The following is a 14,522-nucleotide window of genomic DNA, read 5'->3' as shown; positions in this document are numbered from 1 at the left end:
AGTAGTTATTAAGTATTTATAGAGTGGTTAATGATTTGTGTTAACTTAACGTGAAGTTGATGCTGATAAACTTTACGCTAGCAAGAGAACAAAACAATTAAGATTCGGCAGTGTGAGTAATATTGAGATAGGTAATTAAGAGCGATCGCACTCATCTACAACTTACCGATCGGTGGTAACATCTCACTAATTGCAATCTGCAAATCAGGGAACTGTAGAGGTGAAATAGTCCGATCTTCTGCTAAAATCACTTCACTTTGATAGCCATCCTCAGTTGGTTCTCGAAAGATGTGTAATTGCCGACCAATCACATCCAATACCCAATAATCTGTAATTCCTGCTTTGGAGTAAGCTTTCCCTTTAGTTTCACAGTCTAGTTTCAGGCTGCTATCTGCTACTTCAATAATCAGATAAACTTCAGCAGGAGTCGGATGGTGGTCTGCATAATCCAGTGGGTCTACTTTAACAACAGCAATATCCGGTTCTGGTTCAGACCTTTCATTTAACTTTACTGGGTCTTGAATGGATACCCAAGCCCGATTTCCTAACCTATTTTTTAGTAAGTAGTCTGTCCTCCCCACTGCTGAACGATGGGCTGTTCCTTTAGCACTCATCCAGATAATCTTTCCTTCTAAAAGTTCCACACGTTCATCAGCAGCAAAAATTCCAGCCTCAGCCATGCGGTGGTATTCTTCCACAGTCCACAGGCGAAGTTTTAACGTCGTTTCTGTGTTGTGCATGGACGCTCTAGCAAATCTGAAGGGTAATTATTATCCTAACAGTCCTTGATTCCTGAATTGTCATTCAACAAAATTAGCTCAAGATTTTGCTAAATCTGCTGTCAACTTACCACCTTCGATCAGCTTAAATTTTTGTCCTCGCCATGCAATTGTGCTACCAATAAAGCCACTACACCAAATGGCAAAGTGGAATAAATCGCGTATAGGAATTATCCAAAAATATTTTTTTGCTACTTGGTCGTTTAGCATTTTCACCCCAACTAGCCAACCCATCAGTAAACGCATCACCCAGGTAATAGCGAGTACAGTCCAGCCAAATATCGATCCACCTGTAGCGATCGCCAAAAGTAAACTAGTAACTGTACCGTAGGTAAACAGCAGCCCTACATAACCCCAAGGACGAGAAACCCTGATACAACGCGCCCAACGGATTTGGCGTTGGATAGCTTCAGCTAATGTGCTGCTAGCTAAGACATGATCGACTATGTAATCGCATAGCACTACCTTATAACCTGCTTGGGCTGGTAAATAGCCAAGTTGAAAGTCATCTGCTAGATAATCAGCAACCGCCGCAAATCCACCAATTGCTTCTAGCGCCTGTCTGCGAATCACAATTGTCGAACCAAAGGCAAATTTTATCCCTTCCATGTGATTGCTAACTAAAACGCCAGGATGAAAATCGCAAGCTGTACCAATTGCTTCTAAAATTGTCACCCATCCTTGAGCTAAAGACCGATACAAACAAGTAACCACACCCACATTCTCATCTTGAAAAAGCTGGATAACTCGCTGTAAATAGTCTTCACCCACGCGAATATCACTATCAGATATAAGTATAATTTCGTATTTGGCCGCAGTGACAGCGTTCGCTAAATTACTCACTTTTAGGTTAGTCCCGATAATGCGATCGCTCACTACCATCTGAATATCTAGATCGGGAAACTGCTGGATAATTTTATTGATAACTTCTATACCAGGGTCTTGGCGATCGCGCACGGCAAAGACAATCTGATACTCTGGATAATCTTGTTGGCAAAAAGAAGCTAAATTTTGTTCCGCATCCCGATCGACTCCACAAATCGGCTTGAGGATAGAGATAGGTGGATGGAACGCTGAATTTATAGTCTGGGGTTGATGAAAAAAAGCGATCGCTGCATATATGCCATAGCAGTAAAAAAAGATCGCTGATAGGCAAAGTATGAATAGCAATAACTCAATAATTGAGATCGCATAGTTCAAGAATAAAGTAAACCCCACGTCACATCTCCTACTGTTGGCTGAAAATTTTGATAAATCCTACTTATAGAATGAGATAATAGAAAGTTCGCGTTAGAAACTTCTTTTACCCCTAGGAGAACGCACTCCAGAAATTGATAATTATATTTTCATGAATCTGATTTATTTTCTTTTACGTTCTTCATGGGGAATGGTGGCGATCGCGATCGTCACCGGATTCCTGAGTGGTGGTAGTAGTGCTGGACTAATTGCGCTGATTAGTTCGGCGGCAAATCCTGGTAGCCAATCACCTCTGACATCGATAGCCTGGGGTTTTGTGGGATTGGTGATAGTTGCACTCATTACCAGCATAATTTCTCAGGTAATGTTAGTTCGCCTCTCTCAAAATGCTATCTTGCAATTACGGCTAGGCTTGAGCCGGCAAATACTGGCTTCCGAGTTAAGTCATATCGAAGAACTAGGAAATCCTCGCATATTAGCAACCTTAACAGAAGATGTACAAGCTGTTGCGAATGCTGTATATCTAATTCCTTTCTTATGCATTGATTTGGCAATGGTTGGCGGTTGCTTAGTATATATTACTTGGCTTTCCTGGTTTGTATTTTTGATGGTTTTGGGATTAATGGTGGTTGCACTTGGCAGCTGTCGATGGCTGTTACGAGGAGGAGAGGAATTACTTGCTCTTTCCCGTGAAGATCAAGATGTACTATTTAAAGATTTTCGCACTATCACCGAAGGCGTCAAAGAACTCAAACTTAACTATCAACGCCGTCAAGTATTTTTAGAAAACCAACTAAAATCCACAGCTGTTAAATACCGCAATCATAATGTTCAAGGATTGACGCTATTTGCCGTTACTACCAGCTGGGGCAGATTTATATTTTTTTTCGCGGTCGGTTTTTTGTTGTTCGCATTGCCTCATTTGATTAGTGTAAATTCGCAAACTCTCTCTGGCTTCATCTTAACTTTCACTTATTTGATGTTGCCAATGGACAATATAGTTAATAACTTGCCCCAAATTATTCGAGCAAACGTAGCTTTACAAAAGATAGATTCCTTGGGTCTATCTCTAGCTAGTCGAGTAGAGAAATCAACTGTACCCCCGGCTGTGAAAACTACTTGGCAGAGCTTACAGCTAAAGGGCGTTACTCATACTTATTATAGAGATAGTGAAGATAATAGCTTTATCCTTGGTCCGATAGACTTAAAGTTATTTCGCCAAGAAATAGTATTTATTGTCGGTGGCAATGGTAGTGGTAAATCTACCTTGGCAAAACTAATTACTGGACTCTACATTCCTAACAATGGAGAAATTTTGTTAGATGGAGAGCCAATTAATGACAATAATCGAGAATGGTATCGTCAACATTTTTCTGTGGTTTTCTCTGACTTTTATTTATTTGAGGAACTTTTAGGTTTAGAAAATTCTGATTTAGATATTCAAGCCCAAAAATACCTAAAGCAACTCCAATTAGAGCATAAGGTAAAAGTTGAAAATGGAAGACTTTCTACCACAAATCTTTCTCAAGGACAGCGTAAACGGCTAGCTTTACTCACCGCTTATTTAGAAGATAGACCAATTTACCTATTTGATGAATGGGCAGCTGACCAAGACCCATTATTCAAAGATATCTTCTACACTCAGCTATTACCAGAATTGAGAGATAAAGGTAAAACTGTATTGGTAATCAGTCACGACGATCGCTATTTTCATTTAGCAGACCGGGTGGTTAAACTAGACTACGGCAAAATTGAATACGATCATAATTATGGTAGATAAATCTTCTTTTTTAATTGCTATCACTTAGGTAAAACGTTAAAGTTGTTGCTAGGTGAGTTGTTTTTTTTGACTTGCGGTATGACATTCACCTTAAGAACAGGTTGATTAGCTGTAAGTTTTCTTTGTCTGAGAATTTCGATTTCTCTTTCCATCAATTCTTGACCTTGCCGGAAAAATTCTTGAGAATTATATGGAACTAAGTCACGAGATAGATGTTGAGCTTGTTGTGGAGTTAGACGAGGTAAGGTTTGTTCAGCATTAACAGCAATTTGTCCAGCAAGTAACAAAGCAGATGAGAACCCAAAAGCTGTAGCTGTAACTTTAATGAAGCGCAACATGATTTCTACCTCTCTGATATAAATTGCAGCTTCAAACCATCTGGTGTTGGTCTGGCTATCTGTAAAATACACTGGTTTACTTTCTCGTTACCTCCTACAAATGGGTTAATTAATTAGCTAAATTAAATTAGTTATATTAAGCACATTTCCCTGCTGATACTAAATTGCGGTCTGTTGTAGTAGCTTGAAATTAATGAGATTGCTTCCCTTCACTGCGTTCAAGTCGCAATGACAGACACTACATTTGTTTGGCATCTGGCTTTTATTATTGGATTTTTGAATTGCTAAACCCCTGTACTTTGACCTTGCTGATGCGAAGTCAAAGTACAGGGGTTTTCTATTTTTTGCCTAACGCTTAATTCCCAGCTTTAAGTGAAGCATTGAGTTTTTTTGGCGTTAGGATAAATTTTCTTTGTCCAAATATTTAGGACATCATTGTCAGGCGATATCTGCCAACATAAAGCAGAGCTTCTACGCATTTAATCATTATTTTGTATACTTACCTATTACCTTTGCAAATTCTGGCACTGCTTCCTCTACGTGTTGCTTTGCTGAACCACGGAATTTCTCGTAGGTTCCGCGCACGATTGGGCGCTTGGCCTGTTTGACTCTCTCATCGGTGACGCTGAGTAGTGCATCAGCAGTGCGATCGCGACTTGCAACCAAGTGTTCCACAGGATCGCCTTTCTGTAAACCTTCATCCCAGATAGGATCGAGTGCTGTAAAGCACTGGGGTAGCAGTTGCTCGACAACGTAAGGAATGTATCCTGGCTTAACTCCCTTCAATGCAGCGAAGGCAGTTTTTAAAGCTATGCCACTGATACCTGACTTAGAAGCGAGTTGTGTTTCTATCACTGTGCAACAGTCATCTACAATCAACTCTTTTTTATCCGAATTCAAGAGTTCGTCGCTTAGTCCCATTTCACGCCTCCTTATTGTTAAAGTGCTTATTTTTCATTCAAGCAATTATGCTAACGAACAGGAAATTACAAAATAGCGCAGGAAGTTTGAAAGCTTACCAAGCACACCCAAAAAATTCTAAACAATTTCTGGGTGCGCTGTCATACGCAGATAGGAATGAAAGATAATTCATACATTTAAGGGAACAGGGAACCTTTGGCTATTGCCCGTTTCCCGTTCCCTTTTAAAATCAAGACGCCCTCACTCTGGAAGAATGGGGACGATCGGTATTTTATACAGCTAGCTAATTTTCATGCTCTGGATGATGAGCTTTGCCTGTCTCAGTTTCGAGTAGTCTTGACATAAACACGTCGGGTTTTCTACTCACAACAGACTTAACCTTATCGATCGCAATTACTTCACTAATTTTGACAATCATTTCCCACAGAGTATCTTCCTCTGTCTCTTTGTTGTAAGTTCTGTGTTTAAACCACAACAAATCATCCCAAACTCCAATTACTGTGGCGAAATACCACTTATCTCTTATTAGTATCCAGATTTCTTGTTCTAAGTAGGTCTGAAGAATTGATTTCACAACGTCTGAAGATCGTTAAAATATATTCGCTACACATTACACGGATGCTACAGCCTATCGCTACTGTGAAAATACGGAATTGAGGAGTACAGAATTACTGGATAATTAGGGCTAAAATCCCATCTGTGAAAAACTGTGATTCCTTAATCAGAAAGCTTTTCGCTGCCTGATTCGTCTGACGCGTGCATTACCCACTCAGTTATGAAAAGATGATAAAGTTTGGACTAATTCCTGAGCTTTGGAATATGACTGGTTAACGTCAGGCGAGGTGTTTATGGCAGAAGCTAAAAACGTATTAGGTACAAATCTGGAGACTTGCTGCACTTCTCCCATGACTGGTTATTACCGCGATGGGTTATGCAATACAGGCGGTCAAGATTTTGGAATGCACGTTGTTTGTGCCCAAGTCACAGCCGAATTTCTCGAATTTACTAAATTGCAAGGCAATGACCTCAGCACACCTGTTCCTGAATTTAATTTTCCCGGATTAAAGCCAGGCGATCGCTGGTGTTTGTGTGCGGCTCGTTGGCAAGAAGCTCTAGAAGCGGGTGTGGCTCCTCCAGTCGTCCTTTCGGCTACCCATGCTAGAGCTTTGGAAGTTTGTAATTTAGAAGATTTGCAAAAACACGCCTTCTCTGGCTCCTAAATCGAGCCTACACAGAGAACAGTTTAAGAGGCTATTTTCTCATTTGCAGGCGAACTGCGTTGAGAAAAGGCTCTAACAACCCGCAGCGCACCCTTAGCTAGCGTTGGTAGTAATTGAGGCTGGAGTAATCTAGAATCAAACTCACTCATGCGTCGCGCATTCTCAGCTAAACATTCTGAGATCAGTAGTTCCACGCTAAAGTTATCGAGAAATACACTAGCCTCAGTTGCGGCAAAATCCTGGCTATTGCTCTGGGAACTGCGGTCTACTACACCCATCATTCTTTGGGCTGCTTTACCATAATTCCAAACTGAAGATAACCCCCGCAGAACTTTAGCACCTCTTCCCCGACTCACCTGTATATAAGCAATCCAATTCACAAAAAAGACAATGTGACGGGCTTCTTCTTGTAGTAGTAGGTCAAATATTTTAAACATTGGCTCTGGCAAAAAGCCTGATTGACGGGCAATCTTAAACAATCCAAAGCCAAGAAATGAGTCTAGGCACTCACCATAGCCAAAATCAATAAAAGCTTGCTCAGGATTACCCGATAATTGGGCTGGTGGCTGTCCAGAGGTTTCAATACCGTAGTGTTGAATCAGGAATTGAAACAGCCGACCATGACGGGCTTCTTCCTCTCCTTGTAAAGCCACAGCTTCATACAGGAAGGGATCGCTAATCATTGGTAGGTAGGCATTAATCTTGGCTCCAGCCGCCAATTCTGTATTGAGGGCTTCTTCCCAAAAAGGAATTTTTCTGAGACGGTCAAGAGAAACTGCATCTAGCTCCGGCCAAGGTAGCTGCTCTGGCTGATATTTAATGTGGCTATCAATAAAGCTGCGACAGAACAACTCTTTATGAAATTCTGAACCAATTTTCATATTTTCAGGTGGTAATCAGCTTGTTCAAATTCTCGTCACCACTTGACTTTATTGTAATTTGTTAGTTCAAAACCACTTTGAATCATTAATTGTCTAACTTTGTTACTTAAAAGCGCAGAGAGTTCTGCTGCACCTGAGCCTGATGGCCCGTTCAACGGTTCCCCAGCATTAATTACTGCGGGATGGGAATAAATTTCTACTAGGTCTGCTTGAATTTGGGGTATGAGACCAAGCAAATATTCTTCTGTCATGGAACCAGTTTGTAGCAATCCATACACCCGTTCGGCGTATTTAATACCATGAGATTTGAGTAAAATTTCACCATAACGGCGTAGTCTGCCAAATACCCCTGACCAGACTAACTTGGTGATGAGGTTGCGTCTGTCAAGCTTCAGGGTCATTTGCAATTCTTCCGATGGCAAACGGATGACTCGGATACCAAATTCCTGAGCTAATTCTATTAGTACCCGCAATACTACGGGATGAGTATGTAAATGTAGATGCCCGTCTACATGGGAAAGAGGCAGGCCAGAGTCACGGAATTTTTCTAGTTGGGCGCGGATTTCTTGTCGTAGTTCTTCACGGGCAGCAGGATGGAATTGGTAGCGTAATCCAGCTACCAGAGGACTATCGGAAAAGTTGCCTTTGGCGTCAACTAAATGGGGAATTTGCGCGGGTGGCAAAACAGACCGACCGCACACCAAGACTAAATGCAGACCAACTGCCAAATTTGAGTGAGTTTGTGCCCAGGCGATCGCTTCTTCGGCAGCATCTCCTGTCACCATCAAACTGGTACTAGTTAGTACGCCCTGTTCGCAAGCTTGGATAATTGCTTGATTGACACCAGTAGAAAAGCCAAAATCATCACCATTAATTATGGCGAAGCGGCGGGGTTTGTCATTAGTCATTGGTCATTGGTCATTAGTCTAGGGTCAAGGGTCAAGGGTCAAAGGTTCAAGCATTTCTTCCTTCACCCCGATCCCTTGTCCCTATTATCCAGTTCTACGAAACACTTGCCGTTTGTCTAGATTGCGCGTGTGCAGCAGTCTGTTGATTGCGGCGTTCTTTGAGGTAGGAGAAGAACTCTCCGCCTTCGCGCAGACGGCGTACCATCATCTGCCGATCTGTAAGCATTTCTTTGACAATCGGGATGATTGCTTTGGGACGGAAATAGAATTTGCGGTACATACGCTCAACTGCATCCTCTATCTCTTCGCTGGAAAGGGTAGGATATTGCAGTGTTGAGGTTTGAATACCGGAGTTAGCTACTAAAGTTTGGTCAGTAAACCAGCCGTTGGCTTTGGCTTGTTCGTACAATTCTGTACCGGGATATGGTGCAGCAATGGAAACTTGAATTGTATGGGGACTGAGTTCGCAGGCGAAGCGAATTGTCTCTTCTACGGTTTCTTTGTTTTCAATTGGTAGACCAATAATGAATGTGCCGTGAACAGTGATGCCAAGTTTGTGGCAATTTTTCATAAATTCCCGCGCCACTTCTAGCTTGATGCCTTTTTTAATGCGGTTGAGAATCTCTTGATTGCCTGATTCAAAACCGACAAGCAGCAAGCGCAGACCGTTATCGCGCAGGGTTTTGAGGGTGTCGTAGTCTAAGTTGGCACGGGCGTTACAACTCCAAGTGAGTTTGAGCCGCTTCATATGTTCGCTGATGGCGATCGCCCGATGTTTGTCTATCGTAAAAGTATCGTCATCAAACATATATTCTCGTACCTTATCCCCGAAGATGGCTTTGGCTTCTTCCATCTCCCGCCCTACAACCTCTGGGCTTTTATGACGGTATAAGTGACCGCCAATTGTCTGGGGCCAAAGGCAGAAAGTACATTTCGCCGGACAACCCCGCCCAGTGTAAAAGGAAATGTAAGGATGCAGCAGGTAGCCGATGAAATATTTATTAATATCTAAGTCACGGGCATAGGTAGGCAGGACACTAGGCATAGCATCCCAATCGTGAATCAAAGGGCGCTCCTCATTGTGATGCACGTTAGAGTACTTGTCACGGTAGCTTAAACCCTTGATGTTTTCCCAAGGTATGCCTTCTGCTAGTTCTTTGCAGGTATAGTCAAATTCGTTGCGACAAACAAAGTCAATTACTGGGTTATCCCGCAGTGTGTCATCTGGTAGTACTGCTACATGGGCACCCACAAAGCCAATCTGCACGTCTGGATTTTGAGCCTTGATAGCTTCTGCACACTTGACATCATTAGCCAGCGAGGGTGTACTGGTGTGCATGATTACCAATTCATAATCCTGAGCAATTTTCAGCACATCTTCCACTGTTTGACCGTGTGGTGGAGCATCTACAAGCTTGCTACCTGGCACAAGTGCGGCTGGTTGCGCTAGCCATGTGGGATACCAAAAGGATGTAATTTCGCGCTTGGCTTGGTATCGCGAACCCGCACCACCGTCAAATCCATCAAAGGAAGGAGGACTGAGGAACAAAGTTTTCTTCATTGATAGCTCTCCTTGGTCAAGAGTCAATATTTAAGGGTAATTGGGTATGGGGCATGGAAGTGAGATGGTGGAGAGAGGAAAGATGAGGAGATGGAAAACTCCCCACACTCCCCACACTTCCTTTCTGCCTTCTCAAACTAGCTAGCTTTGATGTTCACATCGATAAACTGCTTGAGGAGTGCCAAAACATCGTTACGGCTGAGTTTTTCTTTGCCATTAGCTAAGGCGTCAAGCGTGCCATGTGCCAAGGTGAGGGGAATTTGGCAAAAGTCTAAAGCTGGGCCAGCAGCAAGGCTTTGAGTGTAAGCATCAGCTAAAGCTAGATTACGGCGTGCATACTCGTGCATATTTGCAGCAGTCCAACCTTCGGGATAGAAATCTACTCCGCGTTTTAAATCTTCTGTATGGTTACGCAAGATGTTAACTGCTTGTAAGCCTCGACCAAACCCAATTGCTTGAGTTCGGTTAGTCTGCGTGCCATCATACCAAGCCCATAAATCAGACAATAACAAGCCCACCGCACCTGCAACCCCAAATGTATAACGATCCAAATCGGACTCTGTGGAAATTTTCCAGTTAATTTCTGCCCAGTGCGCCATCCGGTCGGCCATTGCGGCGGTGGCATCCCAAATTCGAGGTGCGATCGCTTCCGGTGCTAATATTGACCATTCTCTAATCCCTAGGGTAACTTCTGGTAAGATATTCTCGTAACCATTCAATCCCAAAGAGAAAGCATCAACTGCAAAACCATCAACCCCCGCTTGTAATGTCAAACTAATTGTTCTTAATATCTTTGCCTTAGTTGGGTTATCCAATTCTGGATGATCTTCAATTTCATCAATAGCACGCATACACAGGTATGCCGATGCAACTGCCTCTTGTAATCCTGTCGGTAAAATACTAATTGGAATGTAAAAAGTTCGACTAGTTTCCTTTAGGATTTGCAGTGCATCTCTACGTAAATCCATGTTTTCACTCCTCTCTTGATTTTCACACCACATGCAGTTTTAGATTTTTTGATGATACTGGATCTAATTTTTACTAAACCTTAAGAACTGTGTTTTTGCTAGTATTTCCTCTAAAAATTAATAGTTTGCGGTATCACAATTAACAAAAATCTCAAATTGCTTAAAGTCTAGTCTAGTATATAGGGCTTTGGTGACAAAAATGCATAAGGGTTGGGATGGTATAGCTATCATAAACTTTTCCTGTAAATATGAACAATTATGCTAGAATTTAGTTAATTATTTGCGAAGTTTTCTAGTAATTAACAGCTAATTTTAGATGCTTCAAAGCTCTAAAGTCTAGATAAAGCTGGCTAAAATACCACATTTATTGTATCTATAAAGACAAGTTATCAGACTTTTGGTAACGAGTAATAGAAATATTAGGCGATCGTCAATACTGGTGGTGTATCGCAAAAATCTTACTAGGTTTGTAGTGAGTTAGTGACGGGTAGACAGGGAAGGAGTTCCCACGTCACTTGCTACTCTACGGTAATCGGCCCTACAGGTAGGTGTCTATGAACTGGGAAACTCGACACCAGTTGCGATAACGGAGGAAATCTACAAAGCACTAGCTTTCCAAGAGCGACTAAAGAACCGAAAGATTCATCACTTGAGTGCTGTAAAATCAAGAACTGACATCCAGACTCCACAATAATTCTCCCTATAAACTTCATAGAATAGACAACTAGCGATCTCAGCAAGCCGACTGATTGCAAATAGGGAATAAAGAGAGTGAACAAATACAAATAGTACCGCCGATGCTTATAGAGTATATCTATTAATTACGAAGTAATTACGAAGATTGAGAATAATTTCCAAAATTGAGAATTCATAAAATATAAAAAGAATGGATATCAGCCACTCAATAAAATATTCTTGAATTCCCATATAAATTTAAATTTTGAGTCAAAGCTTATAGCAAATAAAAAGAAAAGGATATAAGGAAAAATTTCTAAAATTTTCCTTGTCTTCCTATCCTTTCCTATTATCCCGACCTTTACCAGAACTAACTTGTAAAGTTAATCCCAGTATATTCTCTTTGCAGTTTAAACTTTTATTTACATCTACTGTATCTATACCTCGATAGAAATAAATTATCTACTGTTTTGGGGATGCGATCGCTAAAAAAGTATATATAATCAAACGAATTCGAGAAGAGGTGGATCGATTGCATTCAATATCATATTTAAATCTCAATATTTTTGAGCAGTTTTCACATTTATGTATAAATTCATTATTTAAATTTGACAAAAATTAACTTGCATTAAATCTTTCGTGAGGGAGATGTACATAATTATCAAGTTAATGCCAAAAATATATTATCTAAACAAGGAGGTGTATACAAATGCCAGAAGTAGGCAAATGTAAATTTTTAATATTAATAATTTTCTGCTTAACATCTTGTACGAGCAAATCTTCGTCAGAAGAAATGACTAAGGAAATACAAAATGTGTATTCTTGGTCAGCAACAGCCCACATGGTAGGTGATGCTTGGATACATGATGCTGTACCTAAAAAATATGCTCAGAAAACTTTGAAAAAAGCTCAAGAAGAGATTTTGAAAGAAAGAGATAATATCGTTAAATTACAGACATCTCAACAGACAATTCAACAGCATAAATCTCTACTTTTATCAGAGGTTTTACTCTTAGCTAATCAAACAGAGAAAATATCAACAGCAATTGCTCAAGCGAATCGTGCCCAGGTGCAAAAATCTCTGGAAGAATTAGAAGCAGAGAGTAAAGCGCTAAACAGACTCAGAAAAATACCAGAATAAAGCCATGAAGAAGATTTGGGAAATTGCGCTAGGAATTGTCACCAGTATCGGCGGCTTTCTGGATGTTGGTGCGATCGCCACAGCAGCAGAGGCGGGATCTACCTATGGCTTTCAACTAATTTGGGTAATCGTCCTAGGGACAATTTGTGTTATTTCTTTAGTAGAAATGTCTGGGCGGTTAGCAGCTGTTAGTAAGCATACCTTAGCTGCGGCAGTGCGGGAACGCTTTGGGTTTAACTTTTATGTTATCCCCTTATTTGCAGAAATTGTTGTTGATTTTTTGGTATTAGCAGCAGAAATTGGTGGTGTTTGTATAGCACTACAATTATTAACAGGTATTAGTTTTCAATGGTTTGCTTTACCTGTGGCTTTTGCAATTTGGCTACTGCTTTGGAAGGGTACATTTGGTCTGATTGAAAATGGCATTTCTTTATTAGGATTAATTACATTAGTATTTGTATACGCCACCTTTAAACTACATCCATCATTAACTCAAATTGGTAGTGGTTTATTACCCACAATATCCAGAGAAGATACTCCCCATTATTTATTTATTGCTGTGAGTATTTTAGGTGCATTAATCAGCCCTTATCTATTTTATTTTTACTCATCTGGGGCAGTAGAAGATAAATGGGATGAAGGGCATATTGGCGTAAATCGTGCTGTCGCTGGTTTAGGAATGGGCTTTGGTAGTATCGTATCCCTCGGCGTGCTGATTGTGGCGGCGCTGGTACTCAATCCTCAAGGCGTTCAGGTTGATAGCTACGAACAAGCGGCGTTGATGCTGACAGCACCTCTCGGTTATTGGGGTTTTATTCTGTTTGCAGCATCCCTAGGAATAGCCTGCTTTGGCGCAGCGCTGGAGGTTACTCTGGATACAGCCTATATTGTGGCTCAAGCTTTTGGTTGGAATTGGGGCGAAAATCTTAAACCAAAAGATGCAGCACGTTTTAGTTTGGTCTATACCGTATTTGTATTTTTGGCGTCTTTATTGATGGTATTTGGTATAGATCCTTTACAACTGACTTTATTTTCAATGGCAATTACAGCCGTTATTTTGCCACCTGTAATTGTGCCATTTTTAATTTTAATGAACGATCGATTATATGTGGGTAAGTATCGCAACGGTTGGATTAGTAATAGCGTAGTGATATTTACAATTTTTTTGGCATTTATCTTAGCGATAGTAGCGATTCCTTTAGAATTTGTGGGAGGGTGATATTTTTAGATAAATTGAGTGGTTGCATAGATTTTCTATCTCGCACAGAGACGCAAAGAATATGGATATTATTAGAGATGTTTTAGATAACCAAATAGTAGATCGCAATCAACGCAAAATGGGTAAAGTTGATGGCGTTGTCATGGAATTGCAAGCAGGAAAGCAACCAAGACTAGCTTATATAGAGGTAGGAGTGACCACTTTAGCTAATAGGATAAATCCACGTTTGGCACGTTGGGTAGCAGCAATTGCAAATAAATGGGGTGCGAAGCAAGCGGAACCATTTCGGATTCCTTGGTCGAAGGTGCGGGATGTTGGTATTGATGTGGAAGTCGATATGGAAGCCGAAGCAACACCAGCGTTAGCCTACGAAAAATGGTTGCGCGATCGCATTATCAAACGCATCCCCGGAGGAGGATAATGGCAAATAATGAAATTCATCTAGAACTGCTACTAGGCAAGCAAGTATTAGACTCCAATGGTAAAGCGATCGGACGCATTGAGGAAGTACGCGCCGAAAAGCAAGGTGAAGAGTGGCTGGTTCAGGAATATCTGATTGGCTACGCTGCAATTTTAGAAAGATTATCCGCGTGGACAATTGGGTTAGGAATTTTGCATTTGCTTGGGGCGCGTAAAATCTACGGCGGTCATAAAGTACCTTGGGACAAGCTAGATTTAAGTAACCCTGACAAGCCGCGTTTGCGATGTAGTTTAGAGGAATTAAAGTCATTATCTCCAGGAGTACAGGATGTTAATCAAAGTTCTGACAATACTGGAAAAAACGAGTAATTAACTGCAAATATCCGCCATCCATCATGAAAAATCTGTCTTCTGCCTTATTTCCAAGACAGGCTGTTTATCGCTAATTTCAATTGCATGGAATACAGAGATTTTATCGCGGCACAACAATGTTGTGCCGCTACTTTGTAGGGGT

At 41.1% G+C, this 14,522-nt stretch carries 15 protein-coding genes; 6 read left to right on the top strand and 9 right to left on the bottom strand.

The window, feature by feature from the left end:
* Nucleotides 1–155: 155 nt before the first annotated feature.
* Both AACU33_RS19380 and hpnI read right to left on the bottom strand, forming a co-directional pair.
* A complete protein-coding gene (locus tag AACU33_RS19380; RefSeq protein ID WP_096590207.1) occupies nt 156–740 on the bottom strand; it encodes a Uma2 family endonuclease in 585 nt (194 codons plus the stop codon).
* 78 nt (nt 741–818) lie between these two features.
* Nucleotides 819–1,997, bottom strand: coding sequence for a bacteriohopanetetrol glucosamine biosynthesis glycosyltransferase HpnI (gene hpnI / locus AACU33_RS19375; RefSeq protein ID WP_339376148.1), 1,179 nt, complete (start codon nt 1,995–1,997; stop codon nt 819–821).
* A gap of 130 nt (nt 1,998–2,127) precedes the next feature.
* Between hpnI and AACU33_RS19370 the strand changes: the two genes are divergently transcribed.
* Complete coding sequence (locus tag AACU33_RS19370; protein WP_096590206.1) at nt 2,128–3,756, top strand: cyclic peptide export ABC transporter; 1,629 nt, start codon at nt 2,128–2,130, stop codon at nt 3,754–3,756.
* A 20-nt stretch (nt 3,757–3,776) separates the two neighbouring features.
* Here AACU33_RS19370 and AACU33_RS19365 read toward each other — a convergent pair whose 3' ends face one another.
* From AACU33_RS19365 to AACU33_RS19355, 3 genes are all read right to left on the bottom strand, one after another.
* On the bottom strand, nt 3,777–4,094 hold the full coding sequence (locus AACU33_RS19365) for a hypothetical protein (protein ID WP_096595305.1): 318 nt from the start codon (nt 4,092–4,094) through the stop codon (nt 3,777–3,779).
* A gap of 486 nt (nt 4,095–4,580) precedes the next feature.
* Nucleotides 4,581–5,015, bottom strand: a complete 435-nt coding sequence (locus AACU33_RS19360; protein WP_096590205.1) for a DUF6918 family protein — start codon at nt 5,013–5,015, stop codon at nt 4,581–4,583.
* A gap of 283 nt (nt 5,016–5,298) precedes the next feature.
* Nucleotides 5,299–5,589 carry a hypothetical protein gene (locus AACU33_RS19355; protein WP_096590204.1) on the bottom strand — a complete coding sequence of 97 codons (291 nt, stop codon included), beginning with the start codon at nt 5,587–5,589 and terminating at the stop codon, nt 5,299–5,301.
* Between the two features lie 274 nt (nt 5,590–5,863).
* On the opposite strand from AACU33_RS19355, the gene AACU33_RS19350 reads away from it, so the two are divergent.
* Complete coding sequence (locus tag AACU33_RS19350) at nt 5,864–6,235, top strand: DUF2237 family protein (protein WP_096590203.1); 372 nt, start codon at nt 5,864–5,866, stop codon at nt 6,233–6,235.
* A 23-nt stretch (nt 6,236–6,258) separates the two neighbouring features.
* On the opposite strand, the gene AACU33_RS19345 is transcribed toward AACU33_RS19350, so the two are convergent.
* From AACU33_RS19345 to AACU33_RS19330, 4 genes are all read right to left on the bottom strand, one after another.
* Entirely contained in the window at nt 6,259–7,116 is an 858-nt protein-coding gene (locus AACU33_RS19345; RefSeq protein WP_096590202.1) for a ferritin-like domain-containing protein, read from the bottom strand.
* A gap of 35 nt (nt 7,117–7,151) precedes the next feature.
* Nucleotides 7,152–8,024 carry a hopanoid biosynthesis-associated protein HpnK gene (gene hpnK, locus AACU33_RS19340; protein ID WP_096590201.1) on the bottom strand — a complete coding sequence of 291 codons (873 nt, stop codon included), beginning with the start codon at nt 8,022–8,024 and terminating at the stop codon, nt 7,152–7,154.
* A gap of 94 nt (nt 8,025–8,118) precedes the next feature.
* Nucleotides 8,119–9,585, bottom strand: coding sequence for a hopanoid biosynthesis associated radical SAM protein HpnJ (gene hpnJ, locus AACU33_RS19335; protein ID WP_096590200.1), 1,467 nt, complete (start codon nt 9,583–9,585; stop codon nt 8,119–8,121).
* A gap of 137 nt (nt 9,586–9,722) precedes the next feature.
* Nucleotides 9,723–10,553: a squalene/phytoene synthase family protein gene (locus AACU33_RS19330; protein ID WP_096590199.1), complete on the bottom strand. Its 831-nt coding sequence runs from the start codon at nt 10,551–10,553 to the stop codon at nt 9,723–9,725.
* A 1,468-nt stretch (nt 10,554–12,021) separates the two neighbouring features.
* Between AACU33_RS19330 and AACU33_RS19325 the strand changes: the two genes are divergently transcribed.
* From AACU33_RS19325 to AACU33_RS19310, 4 genes are all read left to right on the top strand, one after another.
* Nucleotides 12,022–12,369: a hypothetical protein gene (locus tag AACU33_RS19325; protein WP_339376147.1), complete on the top strand. Its 348-nt coding sequence runs from the start codon at nt 12,022–12,024 to the stop codon at nt 12,367–12,369.
* A gap of 4 nt (nt 12,370–12,373) precedes the next feature.
* On the top strand, nt 12,374–13,588 hold the full coding sequence (locus tag AACU33_RS19320) for an NRAMP family divalent metal transporter (RefSeq protein WP_096590197.1): 1,215 nt from the start codon (nt 12,374–12,376) through the stop codon (nt 13,586–13,588).
* 61 nt (nt 13,589–13,649) lie between these two features.
* Nucleotides 13,650–14,009, top strand: a complete 360-nt coding sequence (locus AACU33_RS19315; RefSeq protein ID WP_096590196.1) for a hypothetical protein — start codon at nt 13,650–13,652, stop codon at nt 14,007–14,009.
* Nucleotides 14,009–14,377: a hypothetical protein gene (locus AACU33_RS19310; protein ID WP_096590195.1), complete on the top strand. Its 369-nt coding sequence runs from the start codon at nt 14,009–14,011 to the stop codon at nt 14,375–14,377. Before AACU33_RS19315 ends, AACU33_RS19310 begins: the two co-directional genes overlap by 1 nt.
* Nucleotides 14,378–14,522: the final 145 nt, after the last annotated feature.

Origin of the sequence: Calothrix sp. NIES-2098 (assembly GCF_963875125.1) — a bacterium.
Classification (GTDB): Bacteria; Cyanobacteriota; Cyanobacteriia; order Cyanobacteriales; family Nostocaceae; genus Aulosira.
This window is presented reverse-complemented; position numbering and strand designations above follow the sequence as displayed.